Genomic DNA, 17,225 nt, shown 5'->3' on the forward strand with positions numbered 1-17,225 from the left:
GGCCCGGGTGCTTACTGCCCCGGGCTGCAGCCCCGCGGTACCTGTCTTTATCCGTAGATCTGCACAGTTCTGCGCTGCGAGGGCCGCTGCATTCAGGGCCCGCCGTGGTAGGCGCTCGTGCAATCTCAATCAGGTGAGATTGCGTTATGGATGGTATTTTTCTGCAGCAACTGGTCAACGGCCTGACCCTCGGGTCGGTCTATGGCCTGATCGCCATCGGCTACACAATGGTCTATGGCATCATCGGCATGATCAACTTCGCGCACGGCGAGGTGTATATGATTTCCGCGTACCTCGCGGCGATCAGCCTGGCATTGCTGGCCTATTTCGGCGTCGAATCGTTCCCGCTTCTGATGCTGGGCACGCTGTTGTTCACCGTCGTCGTCACGGGCGTCTATGGCTTCACCATCGAACGCATCGCCTACAAACCCCTGCGCAACTCCACCCGTCTGGCACCGCTGATCAGTGCCATCGGCATCTCGCTGATCCTGCAAAACTATGCACAGATCAGCCAGGGCGCCCGCCAGCAAGGCGTGCCAACCCTGCTTGAAGGCGCCTTGCGGGTAGAAGTCGGCACCGGCTTCGTGCAATTGACCTACACCAAGATCTTCATCCTGATTGCCGCATTCGTCGGCATGGGCCTGCTTACCTATGTGATCAAGTACACCAAGCTCGGCCGCATGTGCCGCGCCACGCAGCAAGATCGCAAGATGGCTTCGATCCTGGGCATCAACACCGATCGGGTGATTTCCTACGTATTCGTCATCGGTGCAGTCATGGCCGCACTGGCGGGTGTGCTGATTACCATGAACTACGGCACCTTCGACTTCTATGCCGGCTTCATCATCGGCATCAAGGCGTTCACGGCGGCGGTATTGGGCGGCATCGGCTCGCTACCGGGGGCCATGCTCGGCGGCATCATCCTCGGCATCTCCGAGTCGCTGTTCTCTGGCCTGATCAACTCCGACTACAAGGACGTATTCAGCTTCTCGCTGCTGGTGATGATCCTCATCTTCCGTCCCCAAGGCCTGCTGGGTCGCCCGCTCGTGGCTAAGGTGTGAACATGTCCACTGCCAAAACTGCCCCTGTTTCCGAAACCCATGGTTTCGACCTCAAACGCAGCCTGCTGGAGACCTTCGTCGCCGGCCTGCTGGCGCTCATTGTCTTTGGCCCGGTCGTCGGCGTGGTGCTCGACGGCTACAGCTTCAATGCCGAACCCCGCCGCGTGGCGTGGCTGGTTGGCGGGGTGATGGTCGGACGCTTCCTGCTCAGCCTGTACCTGCAGACGGGCGCCGGGCGGCGCATGCTCCAAGGCTTCGACAACGGTGGCTCGGGCGTGCATGTGAACGCGCCGGACTACAAGTCGCGGCTGCGCTACATCATCCCGGCGCTGGTGGTGATTGCCATCGTCTTCCCAATCTTTGCCAACAAGTACCTGCTGACCGTGGTCATCCTCGGCCTGATCTATGTGTTGCTGGGCCTTGGCCTGAACATCGTGGTCGGCCTGGCGGGCCTGCTCGACCTGGGTTACGTGGCGTTCTACGCCATCGGCGCCTACGGCCTGGCGTTGGGCTACCAGTACCTGGGCCTGGGCTTCTGGAGCGTGCTGCCGCTGGCGGCGATCGCGGCGGCGCTGGCGGGGTGCATACTCGGCTTCCCGGTGTTACGCATGCACGGTGACTACCTGGCGATCGTGACCCTGGGCTTTGGCGAGATCATCCGCCTGGTGCTGAACAACTGGCTGTCGTTCACCGGTGGCCCGAACGGCATGCCGGCACCGTCGCCGACCTTCTTTGGCCTGGAATTCGGCCGCCGGGCCAAGGACGGTGGGGTGCCGATCCATGAGTTTCTTGGCATCGATTACAACGCCAACCTGAAGTTCGTGTTCATCTACGCCGTGCTGTTCCTGGTGGTGCTGGCAGTGCTGTACATCAAGCACCGGTTGACCCGCATGCCGGTCGGCCGCGCCTGGGAAGCCCTGCGTGAAGACGAGATCGCCTGCCGCTCGATGGGCCTGAACCACGTGCTGGTCAAGCTCTCTGCGTTCACCCTGGGGGCTTCCACCGCGGGCCTGGCGGGCGTGTTCTTCGCCACGTACCAGGGCTTCGTCAACCCGTCGTCGTTCACCTTCTTCGAGTCGGCCTTGATCCTCGCCATCGTCGTATTGGGTGGCATGGGCTCGACCGTCGGTGTGGTGATCGCAGCGTTCGTGCTGACCGTTGCGCCAGAGCTGCTGCGTAGCTTCTCCGAGTACCGCGTGCTGCTGTTTGGCGTATTGATGGTGTTGATGATGATCTGGCGACCGCGTGGGCTGATCCGCATCAGCCGTACCGGTGTGGTCCCGCGTAAAGGAGTGGCGCCATGAACGACGATATCATTCTGTCGGTCGACAACCTGATGATGCAGTTTGGCGGCATCAAGGCGCTGAGTGACGTAAGCCTCAAGGTCCGGCGCAACCAGATCTTCGCGCTGATCGGCCCCAACGGTGCGGGCAAGACCACGGTGTTCAACTGCCTGACCGGCTTCTACAAAGCCAGCGGCGGGCGTATCGAACTGAACGTGCGCGGCAGCCAGACCAACGTCATCCAGTTGCTCGGCGAGCGCTTCCAGGCAACGGACTTCGTTTCGCCCGCGCGCTTTGCCAACCGCCTGTACTACAAGATGTTCGGCGGCACCCACCTGGTGAACCGCGCCGGCCTCGCCCGGACCTTCCAGAACATTCGCCTGTTCAAGGAAATGTCGGTGGTGGAAAACCTGTTGGTGGCCCAGCACATGTGGGTCAACCGCAACCTGCTGGCCGGGGTGCTCAACACCAAGGCCTACCGCAAGGCCGAGAGCGATGCCCTCGACCATGCGTTCTATTGGCTGGAGGTGGTCGACCTGGTCGATTGCGCCAACCGCTTGGCCGGTGAGTTGTCTTATGGCCAGCAGCGTCGCCTGGAAATCGCCCGGGCCATGTGCACACGGCCGAAGATCATCTGCCTGGACGAACCGGCTGCCGGCCTCAACCCGCAGGAAACCGAGGCGCTCAGTGGCATGATCCGCGTGCTGCGTGACGAGCACGACATCACCGTGGTGCTGATCGAACACGACATGGGCATGGTCATGAGCATTTCCGACCATATCGTCGTGCTTGACCATGGCAACGTGATCGCCGAAGGCGCGCCACAGGAAATCCGCAACAACCCGACGGTGATTGCCGCCTACCTGGGTGCAGACGAAGAGGAACTGGTATGAGTGCACCCATTCTCGAGCTGAAGGAACTGGATGTGTTCTACGGGCCGATCCAGGCCCTGAAGAAGGTGTCGATGCACATCAACGAAGGCGAGACGGTGAGCCTGATCGGTGCCAACGGTGCCGGCAAGTCGACCTTGCTAATGTCGATTTTCGGCCAGCCGCGCGCGTCTTCGGGGCACATCGTTTACCGGGGGACAGACATCACCCGCAAGTCGTCGCACTACATCGCTTCCAACGGTATTGCGCAATCACCTGAGGGGCGGCGGGTGTTCCCCGACATGACCGTCGAGGAAAACCTGATGATGGGCACCATCCCGATTGGCGACAAATACGCCAAGGAGGACATGGAGCGGATGTACGAGCTGTTCCCGCGGCTGAAGGAGCGGCGCACCCAGCGGGCCATGACCATGTCGGGGGGCGAGCAGCAGATGCTCGCCATCGCCCGCGCGTTGATGAGCCGGCCGAAGCTGTTGCTGCTCGATGAGCCCTCGCTGGGGCTGGCGCCGATCGTGGTCAAGCAGATCTTCGCCACCTTGCGTGAGTTGGCCAAGACGGGGATGACCATCTTCCTCGTTGAGCAGAACGCCAACCATGCGCTGAAGTTGTCGGACCGGGCGTATGTGATGGTCAACGGGCAGATCCGCATGACGGGCACCGGCCAGGAGTTGTTGGTGAACGAAGAAGTGCGCAGCGCCTATTTGGGCGGGCACTGAGTGGTAACACTGGGGCCGCATAGTGGCCCCAGTGCTTCAAGCCGAATGTGGACAACTTGTCGCACACCCTTCTTCAGCCTCTCCAAAAACCCATCGCAAGCCATTGTTTCCACAGCCTTGTTTTACCCACGGATAATGTGGAGCCGCCTGTGGAAAACATGGGTGCACCTCGCTACAGCCCTTTGTATTCATGCCTTGCAGGGTGTTGATCATTTTTTGATCGCTTTGCCCTTGTGGATGATTTTTCACGGTTTTTTACTCACAGGCTGCTGCATTCGAGGCCTTGTAAAACCTGTGGGTAAGTCTGTGCAAAAACCTTGGACAGACCGCTGCAAGCGGCATGGTTGAAAGCCTTGCGCCATCACCTCAGAGATATCCACCGACGGTGGATCGCTGAAAGGGTTCCGCGAACTCGATAAGTTGCCCCCAATCCGTGGGGAAAGCCTTGTGGATAACGTGCGCATAGCTGGCGCGAAGCCCTCTGCTACGCGGCTTTGGCAGGTATGATCATTTTTTGACCAATGGCTTCAATGGCTTGCTGCCTGCGTGGTACGAAGGCATGCTGCAAACCCTGCCGAAAATAATCCACAGCGAGGAACACAGCATGACGTCCACCGTATTCATCACTGGCGCGACTTCCGGTTTCGGCGAGGCCACCGCCCGACGTTTTGCACAGGCCGGCTGGAAGCTGATACTCACCGGTCGCCGCAAGGAGCGCCTGGATGCGCTGTGCGCAGAACTGTCAGCCCAGACCGAGGTGCACGGGCTGGTGCTCGATGTGCGCGACCGCAAAGCCATGGAGGCGGCCATCGGTAACCTGCCGCCTGGGTTCGATAAACTGCGTGGCCTGGTCAACAACGCTGGCCTGGCCCTGGGTGTGGATGCGGCGCAGAACTGCAGCCTGGACGACTGGGAGACCATGGTCGACACCAACATCAAGGGCCTGATGTACACCACGCGCTTGCTGCTGCCCCGGTTGATCGCCCACGGGCGTGGTGCGTCAATCCTCAACGTCGGCTCGGTGGCGGGCAATTATCCGTACCCGGGCAGCAACGTGTATGGCGGCACCAAGGCGTTCGTCGGGCAGTTCTCGCTGAGCCTGCGTTGCGACCTGCGCGGCACGGGCGTGCGCGTCAGCAACATCGAGCCGGGGCTGTGCGAGAGCGAGTTCTCGCTGGTGCGTTTCGGTGGCGACCAGGCCAAGTACGACGCCACCTACGCAGGTGCCGAGCCGATCCAGCCGCAGGATATTGCCGAGACCATCTTCTGGATTCTCAACCAGCCGGCGCACATCAACATCAACAGCCTGGAGCTGATGCCGGTGAGCCAGGACTGGGCGGGGTTCTCGATCGACCGGTCGGTCAAGGGCTGATCAGCAGCATGGGCGGGTAAATAGCCTGCCCATGCTGCTTCACGGCTTTCTGTGGTCGCGGAAGGTTTTGTCTGAATCGAGAAGCTGCAAGGCTTGCAGCATATCGTTGACGACATCAGCGAGCATGGCATCTTCTCTGGTCGGGTGCCCCTCGGCATACCTCAGCAGGCTTGAAAGCAGGCCCAGCTTTTGCTCGTGGAGCAGCTTGTTCTTCTCAAGCTTCGAGGTCGCGACATCCTTTTCGGTAGCAGCAATTTGCTTTTCAAAGTGAGCCTTCAGCGTTTCATTGCTCATGGCCGAACTCCTATCAATGGAGTCCTTACGCTATCAACGAGTCACGAGAACGGAAACTGGTAAAAATGTCAGGTCATTGCAAGCGCTGAAGGCCTTCCAGGCAAGTTGCCAAGTGATAAGGCGTAGTGGAAGGCATGTCATGCCGGCTAACCGCACCCTCGCCATCTCGGCACTCATACCAGCCGCCGTCATGCAGGAATCGCTGCTCCATCGCCTGCAACTGCGCAGCCAGTTTCGCCTCATTCCCTGACCGCAACGCCAGCGCCCGCAGGTACTCCGCCTGGGCCCAGATCCGTTGGGTGGCGTCGAGCACCTTGCCGTCCACCGCGAGCATCGCCAGCACGGCCGAATCTTTAACCCCGTACTGCTCGGCGTATTCGAAGGCGCGGGCAATGGAGCCATGCAGTGGCGTGCCACGTAGCAGGGGCGAGGTATCCAGCAGGTAGAACCACTCGAACTGATGACCCGGTTCGAACCAGTTATCCACAGCGCCGTTTGGCTTTTCCAGCATCAGGCCATGCTGCGGTTCGATGAACTGCGCCTGCAGGGCCTCGCACAGGTGCAGCAGGGCCTGCTGCACGCCTTCATCCTCACGCACGGCAAGCACCTGCAGGAACGCTTCGGCCAGGTGCATCTGTGGATTCTGCAGCGGGCCGCTACCCAGGTCGGACCAGTCTTCACCGAGGCTCGCCTCGTACAAGCCGTCGTCGCGGGCGAACTGCTCGCTGACGATTTCCAGCGCAGCGTTCAGTGCAGACTCCACCAGGCTCTCGCGAACCTTGCCCCAGTAATGGGCGCAGGCAAACACGATGAACGCATGGGTGTAGAGGTCTTTGCGGCGGTCCAGCGGCTTGCCTTCGGCATCGATGCTGTAGAACCAGCCACCGTGCTCGGCATCGTGAAAATGCCGCTGCAACGAACGGAACAACGCCGCCGCTCGCGCTGCCGCGCCGGGTTGCTCGATGCGGCTGCTGAACAGGTACAGTTGGCGAGCGCAGGCCATCGCCCGGTAGCGTTGCACGGGCAATGGCCGGTGCTGGGCGTCCAGGGCTTCGAAGGGCAGGGCCATTTCGTCGTTCCAGCCCGGGCCTTGCCACAGCGGCACGATACGCTCGGCGAAGTGCTGGTTGAAGCGGGCCAGTTCGGGCGGAGTGGGGCGGGGGTCGGACATGAAAGCGCTCGTCACAATCGGGCAGTGCGCCATGGTAGCAGAACTGGGGTTTTGGGTTGTTTAGACGGGCCTCTTCGCGGGCAAGCCCGCTCCCACAGGTGCCCGCGAAGAGGCCCGTGTAGCCAACAGATCAGCTCGGGTTACCCAAGCCTTGCCAATGGCGTGCGCCGACGAAGATGAAGCGTAGCTGCTGGGTGATCTTTTCCTGCGCGGTCAGGGCCTGTGGATAACCCGCGTCGGGGCTGTCGATCAGCTCCGGCAGGGTAGCAAACACGGTCTTCACCACCAGGTCGGCCATCACCGCCAGTGCCGCAGCGTCCAGGTGCTGCCAGCGCTTCATGCGCGCCAGGTCGGTGGCCAGGTCGTCGCTGATGTCCTGGCGCAGGCGGGCAATCGCCTGGCGGACCGCCTGCGAGCCCCCGTATTGCTCACGGGCCAGGAACAGGAACTGGGCGCGGTGGGCGGCGACCACGTCGAGGAAGATGCGTACCGAGGCGTCGGTAATGCCACCAAACTCGAATTCGTTCTGGCGCACCAGGCGGATGGTCTGGCGGAAGGTGGTATCGACCTCGGCCACCAAGGCCAGGCCCAGTGCGTCCATGTCGGGGAAATGCCGGTAGAAACCGGTCGGTACGATACCCGCCGTTTTCGCCACTTCGCGCAGGCTGATGCTGCCGAAACCACGGCCACTCTCCATGAGCTGGCAGGCGGCATCAAGCAGGGCCTGGCGGGTCTGTAGCTTCTGTTCGGCGCGCGGCAGCATGGGGGCAGGATTCTGTGTCGGTCGAGGCTGGGCACTCTAGTTAAAAAAACGAAGCCCGGTCAATGGACCGGGCTTGGAGGTGAGCAGGCAATGTGCTGCAGGTTGTTCTTTTCGGCCATGGCGATCAGCTCACACGGCTGAGTTCAACCAGGCGATCCGAGCCACCTTCAGCTACGCGGCCACTGCGTTCGATCAAACGGTCGGCACCGCCTTCGGCGACTTGGCCAGCACGCTCGATCAGGCGATCAGAGCCACCTTCGGCAACCCGGCCAGTGCGTTCGATCAGGCGGTCGGAGCCACCTTCGGCTACGCGGCCAGTGCGTTCGATCAAGCGATCCGAACCGCCTTCGGCAACGGTTTTCAGAGGCTGGGCGATTTCTGCGGCGCTGGAACGCGATTCGGCGGTCAGGTGCTGTTCAGCGGCCGGCAGGGCGAACGCGTTGGCAGCAAGCAGGGACAAGGTCAGGGTCAGCAGGTGGCGTTTCATGATTTCGGTGCTCCTCTGGGGGGCTGGAAAGTGGGTACGGAGCCAATGCTACGCCCGGGAACGCCAGAGAAAAGTTCATAAGGATAATGGTAACAATCGACAGCATTGATAGAGGCTGGTGAAGGCTCTAGTGCAAGTGTCTTGAGTTGAGTGATGGCTTTTTGGCTTCACGCTTTAGGGCCAGGGTAACGCCTTTGCCCAGCGCAAATGCTGAACAAGAAGCCAGGAAAAACTTCGCTATCATGGCGCCACGGATAAAACCCAGCGGGTTTTCATCAGTCCGAGTTAATGAGTGCCATCGGCGCCCGCTTTGTGCCATGCCGTCAGGAGAATCACGCAATGACGCGACCCGCCAGAATCCTCGTCTGGACCCTTGCCACCCTGTTGACCCTCGTGGCGATACTGGTGGTGGTAATCGCCACCTTCGACTGGAACCGCGTCAAGCCGTTGCTCAACGAGAAGGTATCCGAAGCCCTGCACCGGCCGTTCGCGATCAATGGCAACCTTGCCGTGCAGTGGCGGACCGAACCTGAAGAAGGTGGTTGGCGCGCGTGGGTGCCCTGGCCGCACTTCATTGCCGAGGACCTGACCTTGGGCAACCCCGATTGGCTCAAGGAGCCGAAAATGGTTGGCCTCGAGCGGGTGGAGTTCCGCCTGGCGCCGCTGCCGCTGGTGTTCCAGCAGATTGTCATCCCCCGCATCAACCTGACCAAACCGACGGCCAGCCTCACTCGCCTGGCCGACGGACGCGCTAACTGGACCTTTGACTTCGGCCCCAAAGACGAAAACGCGGAACCCTCGAAATGGCAGTTGGACATCGGGGCGATCGGTTTTGACCAAGGCAACGTCAGCCTTGATGACCAGACCCTGAAGACCAGCATGAAGGTGCAGGTCGACCCGCTGGGCAAGCCGATCCCGTTCAGCGACATCGTCGGCAAGGCGCGTGCCGAAAAAACCGGCGGCGCTCAGGACTATGCGTTCGGCTTCAAGGCCCAAGGCCGCTACAAGGGCCAGCCAGTGTCCGGCACCGGCAAGATCGGTGGCCTGCTGGCGCTGCAGGACGCCAGCCAACCGTTCCCGTTGCAGGCCGATGTGCGCATTGCGGATACCCACGTGGTGCTTGCCGGTACCCTGACCGACCCGCGCAACCTTGGCGCGCTCGACCTGCGCCTGCGCCTGTCCGGCAATAGCCTGGGCAACCTTTACCCGTTGACCGGCGTGACCCTGCCGGACACCCCGGCTTATGCCACCGACGGCCACCTCAGCGCCAACCTGCATGCCGAGCAAGGCGCCACGTTCAATTACCAAGGGTTCAATGGCAAGATCGGCGACAGCGACATCCACGGCGACTTGGCCTTCGTGGCCAGCCAGCCACGGCCCAAACTCTCTGGCAAGCTGGTTTCCAACCAGCTGTTGTTCAAGGACCTGGCGCCGCTGATCGGTGCCGATTCCAACGCGGAGCAGAAAGCCCGCGGCGGGGCCAGCAAGCAGCCGACGGGTAAAGTGCTGCCGGTGGAGGAATTTCGCACCGACCGTTGGCGCGCCATGGACGCCGACGTCGAATTTGCCGGCAAGCGCATCGTCCACAGTGAGCAATTGCCGTTCAACGACCTGTCTGCCCACGTGATTCTCGAAGACGGCCTGCTGCGCATGGCACCGCTGCGCTTTGGCGTGGCCGGCGGCAACCTGGCTTCCAGGATCCGCCTGGATGGCCGTAGCGTACCCTTGCAAGGCCGGGCACAGCTGACTGCGCGGGGCTTCAAGCTCAAGCAACTGTTCCCCACCTTCGCACCGATGCAGACCAGTTTTGGCGAGCTGAACGGCGATGCCGACATCACCGGCCGCGGCAACTCGGTGGCGGCACTGCTGGGCACGGCCAATGGCGACCTGCGCATGTTGATCAACGATGGTGCAGTGAGCCGCAGCCTGATGGAAATCGCCGGGCTGAACGTGGGCAACTACGTGATTGGCAAGTTGTTCGGTGACGAGGACGTGCAGATCAACTGCGCGGCGGCCGATGTCGGCATCAAGGATGGGCTGGCGACGACACGCCTGTTCATCTTCGATACCGAGAACGCGATCATCTACATCAACGGCACGGCGAACTTTGCCAGCGAGCAGCTTGACCTGAAAATCACCCCAGAGTCGAAAGGGCTGCGGCTGTTCTCGCTGCGTTCGCCTTTGTACGTGCGCGGGCCGTTTGCCAAGCCCAGTGCCGGGGTGCAGGCAGTGCCATTGGCGTTGCGTGGCGCGGGGATGGTGGCGTTAGGAGTGGTCGCGGGGCCGGCGGCGGGGTTGCTGGCATTGATCGCGCCGAGCAGTGGGGATGAGCCTAATCAGTGCACACCGTTGTTGCAGCAGATGAGGGCGGGCAAGGCGCCGACTGAGGTGAAAGGCAAGAAATGAGTGAAGGGGGCCGCTTTGCGGCCCATTCGCGGCACAAGGCCGCTCCCACAAGTGCTCCGCAAAGCCTGGACTGTGCGGTGAACCTGTGGGAGCGGCCTTGTGCCGCGAACGGGCTGCAACGCAGCCCGTGCGATTACAGCCCTTGCAACAGATCGGACATATCGTCCGCGTGCTCTTCTTCCTGCGCCAGGATGTCTTCAAAAATACGGCGCGTGGTCGGGTCGCTATCACCAATGTACTGAATGATCTCGCGGTAGCTGTCGATCGCAATGCGCTCGGCCACCAGGTCTTCCAGCACCATTTCTTTCAAGTTGCTACCTGCCACGTACTGGGCATGGGAATTCTTGGTCAGGTTGTCCGGGTTGAAGTCCGGCTCGCCACCCAGCTGGACAATCCGCTCGGCCAACTTGTCGGCATGCTCGGCTTCCTGGTTGGCATGCTCCAGAAACTCTTCGGCTGCCACGCTGGCCTTGATACCGCTGGCCATGAAGTAGTGACGCTTGTAACGCAGCACGCAGACCAGTTCAGTGGCCAGCGACTCATTGAGCAGGCGCAGGATCTCGGTACGGTCGGCGTGGTAACCCTCGGTCACCGCGCCTTGCTCCACGTGCTGACGGGCACGTTCGCGCAGGGTTTTCACATCGGTCAGTTCAACGTTGCTCATGGTTATCTCCAAACGAATCAGGACGGGGGGTCAAGTGGTAACGAAGGCTCACGCGCCGTGGACGGCGTCGCTGTCCTCTTGTCGTTGTTTGCACGTCTTGAAGCCCTTGGCGTCGACATGCCCGGTGGCGTCGAAACGCACGTAGTAGGGCTGCTGCTTGCCGTCGCGGTTGAGGATGTAGTCGTTGCAGGTGCCCCCGTGCGGCAGGTCGATCACGTTCGACGGGCTGCCGCCGATGGCAATGACCTTCTGCATGGTCATGCCGTGCTCGACCTGCTTGACCAACGGTTCGTCACGGTAGGTGACGTAATCCACCGGGTTTTCCGGGCGGCTGCCGCAGGCGGCCAGGGTTGCACTGGCCAGAAGGATTGCCAGGGTCTGCTTGTACATGGTCCCGCTCCTTGCTCAAGGGTCTGTTCTGGTTTGGAACCGCACGGCGCGCCAGGAGTTCGATTGCGATGGTCATCGAAGCCGCTGTAGTGTGGGCCGTCGTCCACGGAGAGGGGCAGGGCAATGGGGCAGGAACTGGCTACGCGATACCCTGTGGTGCTGGTGCCGGGCATGCTCGGCTTCGTGCGGGTACTGCTTTATCCTTACTGGTTCGGGATCGTGCCGGCCTTGCGCAAGGGCGGCGCGCAGGTGCATGCCGTGCAGGTGTCGCCGTTGCATTCCAGCGAAGTGCGCGGCGAGCAGTTGCTGGCGATCATCGAAGGCATCTGCCAGCGCAGCGGCGCGGCCAAGGTCAACCTTATCGGACACAGCCAAGGCGCCTTGGATGCGCGCTATGCGGCCGCCAAAAGGCCCGACCGGGTAGCTTCGGTGACGTCGGTGGCGGGGCCCAACCATGGCTCCGAACTGGCTGACCACCTGGAACGCACAGCGCCTGGCGATTCACCCCAAGGGCGCATGCTCAAGGCGGTGCTGCATGGCGTGGCCGTGCTGCTGGTGTGGCTGGAAACCGGCTGGCGGCGCGACCCGCTGCCCATCGATGTACACGCCTCGCACCAGTCGCTGACCAGCGCCGGGGTGGCGCTGTTCAACCAGGCTTATCCACAGGGCCTGCCCGACACCTGGGGCGGTGAAGGGCCCGCGCAGGTCAACGGCGTGCGCTACTACTCCTGGTCAGGCACCTTGCAGCCTGGCCTGACTGACCAAGGGCGAAACCGCTTTGACGGCAGCAACCGCTTCTGCCGCTTGTTCGCCCGCAGCTTCGTCAAGGAAAAGGGCCATTGCGACGGCATGGTCGGGCGTTTCAGCTCGCACCTGGGGCAGGTGATCGGCGATGACTACCCGCTCGATCACCTGGACATCGTCAACCAGTCGCTGGGGGCAGTCGGCAAGGGCGCCGAACCGGTGCGGCTGTTCACCGAACACGCCGCCCGGCTCAAAGCTGCGGGGCTATGACGCGGCGGCGCACCGGTGTGGTCCAGCGTTCGGCAAGGATCACCCCGGCCAGGGTCAGCAGGCCGCCGAGCAGGTGATAGCGGGCCAGTTGTTCATCCAGCACCACGGCGGCGATCAGCGCGGTGACCAGCGGCAGCAGGTTGAAGAACAGCGTGGTACGGCTTGGCCCCAAGCGGTGCACGGCCTGCATCCATACCAGCGGCGCGATCATCGAAGCCAGCACGCAGGCGTACAGCACCAGGCCGACGTTGTGGGCGTTCAGGCCGGTCTTGTCCGACAGCAGGAACAACGGCAGCAGCACGATGATAGCCACCAGCACCTGCAGGTATAGCAGCTGCAAGGGCGGCAGGCGCAATTGCCATTTCTTCAGCAGGAAGCTGTACAGCGCGTAGGCCAGGGTGGCCACCAGCATCAGCAGGTCGCCGCTGTTCAGGCCCTGTTCCAGCAGCGCCCCGGGGTGGCCGGCGGAGACCACCTCGAGCACGCCGAAAAACGACACCAGGGCGCCGATCAAGGCGCCGAAGGTCAGGCGCTGGCCGAGCCAGGCGATGGACAGGGCCAGCGACATCAACGGCATCAGCGAGAGGATGATGCCCATGTTGGTGGCGCTGGTGATGCTGGCGGCGAAGTACGCCAGGCTCTGGTACAGGGCCATGCCCAGCACGCCGAGAACGAAGACTTTGCCCAGGTGCGGGCGGATGGCGGCGCGGTTGCGCCACACGGCCGGTAGCAGGAAGGGGGTGAACAGCAGGCCGGCCAGCAGCCAGCGATAGAAGCCGATCTCGGCAGGGTGGATGGCACCGGCCGACAGCTTGGTGACGACGGTGTTGCCAGCCCAGATGAGGATGGCGAGCAGGGGGAAGGTGTAGTTCATGTCGCGGTTACTCGGTTTGGCAAGGTTGGGCCTGCTTTGCAGCGCGCAGTTTGCAGGCAGCGCTGTACCTGTAGGAGCGGGCTTGCCCGCGAAGGCCTGCACAACAGGCCCCGATAGCCCGCTATTATCCGCTGTCTGTCCGCAAGCCTATACTTGTATCCAGACAACCCACCCTTTGAAGCAGACAGCATGCCGCGCAAATACCTCGACATCCCCGGTTTCGACCAACTCCCGGCGCCGGTGTACTTCCGCCATGACGAATTTGGCGCCGACACCCACAGCGCGCCACACCGCCACGCCTGGGGCCAACTGAACTACGCGGCCCACGGTGTCATGCACCTGGACGTCGAAGGGCAGCGCTTTCTCTCGCCGCCGCACTACGCCGTCTGGGTGCCGCCGGGCACCGAGCATGGCTGTTACAACCCCCAGGCCATCGTCTACCGCTCGGTCTACCTGGCGCGCAGCCTGTGCGCCGACCTGCCGCAACAACCGTGCAGCCTGGTCATCAGCGACATCCTCAAGGCCATCCTTGGCGACTTCGCCCGGCGTGACCTGAAGGTGGCGCAAGATGAACGCGACCAGCGCCTGGTGCAGGTACTGCTCGACCAGTTGCTGCTGGCCCCGACCCAAACCTGCTACCTGCCCTTCGCCCGCAGCGAGGGCCTGGGCCAGGTGCTCGACGCTTTGAGCCTCGCCCCGGGTGACAACCGCCCGCTGGCCGACTGGGCCGCGCAGGTGCATGTCAGCGAACGCACCCTGGCCCGCCAGTTTCTTCGCGAACTGGGCATCAGTTTCGGTGAATGGCGCCTGCGCCTGCGCTTTTTACGCGCCATCGAGGCGCTGGAAGCGGGCTTGCCGATTCAGGCCATTGCCTTCGACCTTGGCTACAGCAGCGGCTCGGCCTTCATCGCCATGTTCCAGCGCCAGGCCCACTGCACGCCGGAGCAATACCGGCGCCAGTCGCGGGCTGAGCTGTAAAAATTCTTGTCTACACTCAGTGGCACCACCGCGCATCGGGCGCGGAAACAGGGAGACCACTCCATGAAGCTGTTGCAAATGCCACTGCTGGTGTTGGCTGTGTTGTTCAGCGCGCAAGGGTTCGCCGCCACCGCGCAACAGGAAAAGATGACCTCGTGCAACGCCGACGCCACCGCCAAGGCGCTCAAGGGCGACGAACGCAAGGCGTTCATGAGCAACTGCCTGAAGAAGAGCGTGCCTGCCACCCAGCAGGAAAAGATGAAGACCTGCAACGCCGACGCCAGCACCAAGGCACTCAAGGGTGATGAGCGCAAAGCGTTCATGAGCGACTGCCTGAAGAAGAAATGACCTGCGCCTATGCCTGTAGGACGAAGGCTGGCAGACTGCGGGTCTTTTCCGTTGTCTGCCCCTGAGGCTGTATGACTTTCACCCCCCGCCAGGTCACCCTGGCCAGCTGGATCATCGTGTTTGCCGGCCTATTGCTGGCGTTGCCCCTGAAGTTGCTGCCGAGCCTGTTAGCCGGTTTGCTGGTGTTCGAACTGGTCAACATGCTGACGCCACGGTTGCAGCCGCTGATCGCCGGGCAACGTGCGCGTTGGCTGGCCGTGGCCCTGCTCGGCACGTTGGTGGTCACCACCCTGACCCTGCTGATCGCCGGCGCGTTCAGCTTCCTGCTGCACGAGGCAGAAAACCCCGGGGCTTCGCTGGACAAGTTCATGGCCCTGGTCGAGCGAGCCCGTGGGCAGTTGCCGCCGTTCATCGAAGGCTACCTGCCGGCCAGTGCCGCCGAGTTCAAAGTGGCCATCGGGGACTGGCTCAAAAGCCACCTGGGTGAGCTGCAACTGGTGGGCAAGGGCATGGCGCACATGTTCGTCACCTTGCTGATCGGCATGATCCTCGGCGCCATCGTTGCCCTGCAGCGCATCCCTGACATCTCGCGGCGCAAGCCGTTGGCGGCAGCGCTGTTCGAACGCCTGAACCTGCTGGTGCAGGCGTTTCGTAACATTGTCTTCGCGCAGATCAAGATTTCGCTGCTCAACACCACCTTCACCGGCATCTTCCTGGCCGTGGTGCTGCCGCTGTTCGGCGTGCACCTGCCGCTGACCAAGACGCTGATCGTGCTGACCTTCCTGCTCGGGCTGCTGCCGGTGATCGGCAACCTGATGTCCAACACCCTGATCACCATTGTCGGGTTGTCGTTGTCGATCTGGGTGGCGCTGGCGGCGTTGGGCTATCTGATCGTCATCCACAAGGTCGAGTATTTCCTCAACGCGCGGATCGTCGGCGGGCAGATCAGTGCCAAGTCGTGGGAACTGTTGCTGGCGATGCTGGTGTTCGAGGCGGCCTTCGGCTTGCCGGGGGTGGTGGCGGGGCCGATCTACTATGCCTACCTGAAGAGTGAGCTGCGGCGGGTGGAGCTGGTTTAACCCGTACTGGCCTCTTCGCGGGGCGAGCCCGCTCCCACAGGATTACCTACAGCACAGCGGCAATGGTGATCCTGTGGGAGCGGGCTTGTCCCGCGAAGAGGCCAGCGCAGGCTATAGAGGTTTATCAGATCGAGCCGTACCGCTTACGCGCCTCAATCGCCAACCCGCTACCAATGCTGCCGAAGATGTTGCCTTCCACATGCCGGGCATTGGGCAGCATCGCCGCCACGCTGTTACGCAGCGCCGGGATCCCGCTCGAACCCCCGGTGAAGAACACGGTATCCACCTGCCCTTCGCTGACGCCCGCCTTGTTCAGCAGCTCGCTGACGCTGCCGCGCACGCGCTCCAGCAGGCCTTCGATCGCCGCTTCGAACACGGCACGGGTCAGTTCCGCTGTCAGCTCCGGCTCTACCCGGCGCAGGTCGATATGGCGGCTGTCGTGCTCGGTCAGCTCGATCTTGCTGGCTTCCACTTCCATCGCCAGCCAGTGGCCGGCGCGCTGTTCGATCAGCTTGAACAGGCGGTCGATGCCCAGGGTGTCTTCGATGTCGTAGCGCATGTTGCCCAAGGCCAGCTGGGACTTCTGCGAATACAGGGCGTTGATGGTGTGCCAGGTGGCCAGGTTGAGGTGATAGCTGGTCGGCATCAGCGCGCCGCTCTTCATCCGGCTGCCATAGCCGAACAGCGGCATCACGCCCTGCAGGCTCAGTTGCTTGTCGAAGTCGGTACCACCAATGTGCACGCCGCCGGTGGCGAGAATGTCGCTTTGGCGTTCGGCCACCAGGTGGCGCTCGGGCGACAGGCGGATCAGGGTAAAGTCGGAGGTACCACCGCCGATATCGACGATCAGTACCAGCTCTTCACGGCTGATGCTCGACTCGTAGTCGAAGGCTGCGGCAATCGGTTCGTACTGGAACGACACGTCCTTGAAGCCGATCTTGCGTGCCACGTCGGCCAAGGTGTCCTCGGCCTCCTGGTCGGCGGCCGGGTCTTCATCGACGAAAAACACCGGGCGGCCTAGCACCACCTGGTCGAAGCTGCGCTCGGCGGCGGTTTCAGCGCGCTTTTTCAGCTCGCCGATAAACATGCCTAGCAGGTCCTTGAACGGCAGGGCGCTGCCCAGCACGCTGGTGTCATGCTTGATCAGCTTGGAGCCGAGCAGGCTCTTGAGCGAGCGCATCAGGCGGCCTTCGTAGCCTTCCAGGTACTCGTGCAACGCCAGGCGACCATACACCGGGCGACGCTCCTCGATGTTGAAGAAGACCACCGAAGGCAGGGTGATCTTGCCGTCTTCCAGGGCGATCAGCGACTCAGTACCAGGGCGGTGCCAGCCGACCGTGGAGTTAGAGGTGCCAAAGTCGATGCCCAGGGCGCGGGCCGGGGATACGTCAGACATGGGAAAAGGGCTTCCGGAGGCAAAACGGCCGCGCAGTTT

At 62.4% G+C, this 17,225-nt stretch carries 18 protein-coding genes; 10 read left to right on the forward strand and 8 right to left on the reverse strand.

Features of this window, described 5'->3' with window-relative positions; all coding sequences use genetic code 11:
* Nucleotides 1-146 precede the first annotated feature (146 nt).
* From GIB19_RS01590 to GIB19_RS01610, 5 genes are all read left to right on the forward strand, one after another.
* Nucleotides 147-1,061: an ABC transporter permease subunit gene (locus GIB19_RS01590; RefSeq protein WP_016489422.1), complete on the forward strand. Its 915-nt coding sequence runs from the start codon at nt 147-149 to the stop codon at nt 1,059-1,061.
* Nucleotides 1,062-1,063: 2 nt separating this feature from the next.
* Nucleotides 1,064-2,365 (forward strand): high-affinity branched-chain amino acid ABC transporter permease LivM, encoded by a 1,302-nt coding sequence (gene livM, locus GIB19_RS01595; RefSeq protein WP_027592549.1) that lies wholly within the window; start codon nt 1,064-1,066, stop codon nt 2,363-2,365.
* Nucleotides 2,362-3,237, forward strand: a complete 876-nt coding sequence (locus GIB19_RS01600) for an ABC transporter ATP-binding protein (protein ID WP_027592550.1) — start codon at nt 2,362-2,364, stop codon at nt 3,235-3,237. Before livM ends, GIB19_RS01600 begins: the two co-directional genes overlap by 4 nt.
* Nucleotides 3,234-3,950 (forward strand): ABC transporter ATP-binding protein, encoded by a 717-nt coding sequence (locus GIB19_RS01605; RefSeq protein WP_027592551.1) that lies wholly within the window; start codon nt 3,234-3,236, stop codon nt 3,948-3,950. The genes GIB19_RS01600 and GIB19_RS01605 overlap by 4 nt, the downstream gene beginning before the upstream one ends.
* 604 nt (nt 3,951-4,554) lie before the next feature.
* Complete coding sequence (locus tag GIB19_RS01610) at nt 4,555-5,322, forward strand: SDR family oxidoreductase (RefSeq protein ID WP_099430977.1); 768 nt, start codon at nt 4,555-4,557, stop codon at nt 5,320-5,322.
* Nucleotides 5,323-5,361: 39 nt separating this feature from the next.
* Here the strand turns inward: GIB19_RS01610 and GIB19_RS01615 are convergent, their stop codons facing one another.
* The 4 genes from GIB19_RS01615 to GIB19_RS01630 all read right to left on the reverse strand — a co-directional run bounded on the left by GIB19_RS01615 (nt 5,362) and on the right by GIB19_RS01630 (nt 8,037).
* Nucleotides 5,362-5,616 carry a hypothetical protein gene (locus GIB19_RS01615; protein WP_274883045.1) on the reverse strand — a complete coding sequence of 85 codons (255 nt, stop codon included), beginning with the start codon at nt 5,614-5,616 and terminating at the stop codon, nt 5,362-5,364.
* Between the two features lie 73 nt (nt 5,617-5,689).
* The gene (locus GIB19_RS01620; RefSeq protein ID WP_274883047.1) at nt 5,690-6,787 is read right to left on the reverse strand and encodes an AGE family epimerase/isomerase; all 1,098 of its coding nucleotides are present in this window, start codon (nt 6,785-6,787) and stop codon (nt 5,690-5,692) included.
* A 130-nt stretch (nt 6,788-6,917) separates the two neighbouring features.
* Nucleotides 6,918-7,550, reverse strand: a complete 633-nt coding sequence (locus GIB19_RS01625) for a TetR family transcriptional regulator (RefSeq protein WP_027592554.1) — start codon at nt 7,548-7,550, stop codon at nt 6,918-6,920.
* A 124-nt stretch (nt 7,551-7,674) separates the two neighbouring features.
* A complete protein-coding gene (locus tag GIB19_RS01630) occupies nt 7,675-8,037 on the reverse strand; it encodes a hypothetical protein (RefSeq protein WP_274883052.1) in 363 nt (120 codons plus the stop codon).
* Nucleotides 8,038-8,376: 339 nt separating this feature from the next.
* Between GIB19_RS01630 and GIB19_RS01635 the strand changes: the two genes are divergently transcribed.
* Entirely contained in the window at nt 8,377-10,443 is a 2,067-nt protein-coding gene (locus GIB19_RS01635) for an AsmA family protein (RefSeq protein ID WP_265970196.1), read from the forward strand.
* Nucleotides 10,444-10,576: 133 nt separating this feature from the next.
* Here the strand turns inward: GIB19_RS01635 and GIB19_RS01640 are convergent, their stop codons facing one another.
* Nucleotides 10,577-11,107 (reverse strand): ferritin-like domain-containing protein, encoded by a 531-nt coding sequence (locus tag GIB19_RS01640; RefSeq protein WP_027592557.1) that lies wholly within the window; start codon nt 11,105-11,107, stop codon nt 10,577-10,579.
* 48 nt (nt 11,108-11,155) lie between these two features.
* Nucleotides 11,156-11,497: an osmotically-inducible lipoprotein OsmE gene (osmE, locus tag GIB19_RS01645; protein ID WP_027592558.1), complete on the reverse strand. Its 342-nt coding sequence runs from the start codon at nt 11,495-11,497 to the stop codon at nt 11,156-11,158.
* Nucleotides 11,498-11,620: 123 nt separating this feature from the next.
* Here osmE and GIB19_RS01650 point away from each other — a divergent pair, with 123 nt between their 5' ends.
* Entirely contained in the window at nt 11,621-12,511 is an 891-nt protein-coding gene (locus tag GIB19_RS01650) for an esterase/lipase family protein (protein ID WP_274883056.1), read from the forward strand.
* On the opposite strand, the gene GIB19_RS01655 is transcribed toward GIB19_RS01650, so the two are convergent.
* Nucleotides 12,492-13,385, reverse strand: a complete 894-nt coding sequence (locus GIB19_RS01655; RefSeq protein WP_274883057.1) for a DMT family transporter — start codon at nt 13,383-13,385, stop codon at nt 12,492-12,494. The two genes, GIB19_RS01650 and GIB19_RS01655, sit on opposite strands and share 20 nt — an antisense overlap.
* A 189-nt stretch (nt 13,386-13,574) precedes the next feature.
* On the opposite strand from GIB19_RS01655, the gene GIB19_RS01660 reads away from it, so the two are divergent.
* From GIB19_RS01660 to GIB19_RS01670, 3 genes are all read left to right on the forward strand, one after another.
* Complete coding sequence (locus tag GIB19_RS01660) at nt 13,575-14,363, forward strand: AraC family transcriptional regulator (protein ID WP_274883059.1); 789 nt, start codon at nt 13,575-13,577, stop codon at nt 14,361-14,363.
* A 63-nt stretch (nt 14,364-14,426) separates the two neighbouring features.
* Nucleotides 14,427-14,711, forward strand: coding sequence for a PsiF family protein (locus GIB19_RS01665; RefSeq protein ID WP_027592562.1), 285 nt, complete (start codon nt 14,427-14,429; stop codon nt 14,709-14,711).
* A gap of 71 nt (nt 14,712-14,782) precedes the next feature.
* Nucleotides 14,783-15,790 carry an AI-2E family transporter gene (locus GIB19_RS01670; RefSeq protein ID WP_027592563.1) on the forward strand — a complete coding sequence of 336 codons (1,008 nt, stop codon included), beginning with the start codon at nt 14,783-14,785 and terminating at the stop codon, nt 15,788-15,790.
* Between the two features lie 124 nt (nt 15,791-15,914).
* Here GIB19_RS01670 and GIB19_RS01675 read toward each other — a convergent pair whose 3' ends face one another.
* Entirely contained in the window at nt 15,915-17,186 is a 1,272-nt protein-coding gene (locus tag GIB19_RS01675; RefSeq protein ID WP_085272321.1) for an Hsp70 family protein, read from the reverse strand.
* Nucleotides 17,187-17,225: the final 39 nt, after the last annotated feature.

Source organism: Pseudomonas sp. ITEM 17296, assembly GCF_028895205.1.
Lineage (GTDB): Bacteria > Pseudomonadota > Gammaproteobacteria > Pseudomonadales > Pseudomonadaceae > Aquipseudomonas > Aquipseudomonas kermanshahensis.

Excerpts from the sequence above, each read along its gene's own strand:
- GIB19_RS01630 (WP_274883052.1), bottom strand. The coding sequence starts at position 8,037 with ATGAAACGCCACCTGCTGACCCTGACCTTGTCCCTGCTTGCTGCCAAC.
- GIB19_RS01615 (WP_274883045.1), bottom strand. The coding sequence starts at position 5,616 with ATGAGCAATGAAACGCTGAAGGCTCACTTTGAAAAGCAAATTGCTGCT.
- GIB19_RS01665 (WP_027592562.1), top strand. The coding sequence starts at position 14,427 with ATGAAGCTGTTGCAAATGCCACTGCTGGTGTTGGCTGTGTTGTTCAGC.
- GIB19_RS01610 (WP_099430977.1), top strand. The coding sequence starts at position 4,555 with ATGACGTCCACCGTATTCATCACTGGCGCGACTTCCGGTTTCGGCGAG.
- GIB19_RS01650 (WP_274883056.1), top strand. The coding sequence starts at position 11,621 with ATGGGGCAGGAACTGGCTACGCGATACCCTGTGGTGCTGGTGCCGGGC.
- GIB19_RS01620 (WP_274883047.1), bottom strand. The coding sequence starts at position 6,787 with ATGTCCGACCCCCGCCCCACTCCGCCCGAACTGGCCCGCTTCAACCAG.
- livM (WP_027592549.1), top strand. The coding sequence starts at position 1,064 with ATGTCCACTGCCAAAACTGCCCCTGTTTCCGAAACCCATGGTTTCGAC.
- GIB19_RS01605 (WP_027592551.1), top strand. The coding sequence starts at position 3,234 with ATGAGTGCACCCATTCTCGAGCTGAAGGAACTGGATGTGTTCTACGGG.
- GIB19_RS01625 (WP_027592554.1), bottom strand. The coding sequence starts at position 7,550 with ATGCTGCCGCGCGCCGAACAGAAGCTACAGACCCGCCAGGCCCTGCTT.
- GIB19_RS01675 (WP_085272321.1), bottom strand. The coding sequence starts at position 17,186 with ATGTCTGACGTATCCCCGGCCCGCGCCCTGGGCATCGACTTTGGCACC.
- GIB19_RS01600 (WP_027592550.1), top strand. The coding sequence starts at position 2,362 with ATGAACGACGATATCATTCTGTCGGTCGACAACCTGATGATGCAGTTT.
- osmE (WP_027592558.1), bottom strand. The coding sequence starts at position 11,497 with ATGTACAAGCAGACCCTGGCAATCCTTCTGGCCAGTGCAACCCTGGCC.
- GIB19_RS01635 (WP_265970196.1), top strand. The coding sequence starts at position 8,377 with ATGACGCGACCCGCCAGAATCCTCGTCTGGACCCTTGCCACCCTGTTG.
- GIB19_RS01590 (WP_016489422.1), top strand. The coding sequence starts at position 147 with ATGGATGGTATTTTTCTGCAGCAACTGGTCAACGGCCTGACCCTCGGG.
- GIB19_RS01660 (WP_274883059.1), top strand. The coding sequence starts at position 13,575 with ATGCCGCGCAAATACCTCGACATCCCCGGTTTCGACCAACTCCCGGCG.
- GIB19_RS01655 (WP_274883057.1), bottom strand. The coding sequence starts at position 13,385 with ATGAACTACACCTTCCCCCTGCTCGCCATCCTCATCTGGGCTGGCAAC.
- GIB19_RS01670 (WP_027592563.1), top strand. The coding sequence starts at position 14,783 with ATGACTTTCACCCCCCGCCAGGTCACCCTGGCCAGCTGGATCATCGTG.
- GIB19_RS01640 (WP_027592557.1), bottom strand. The coding sequence starts at position 11,107 with ATGAGCAACGTTGAACTGACCGATGTGAAAACCCTGCGCGAACGTGCC.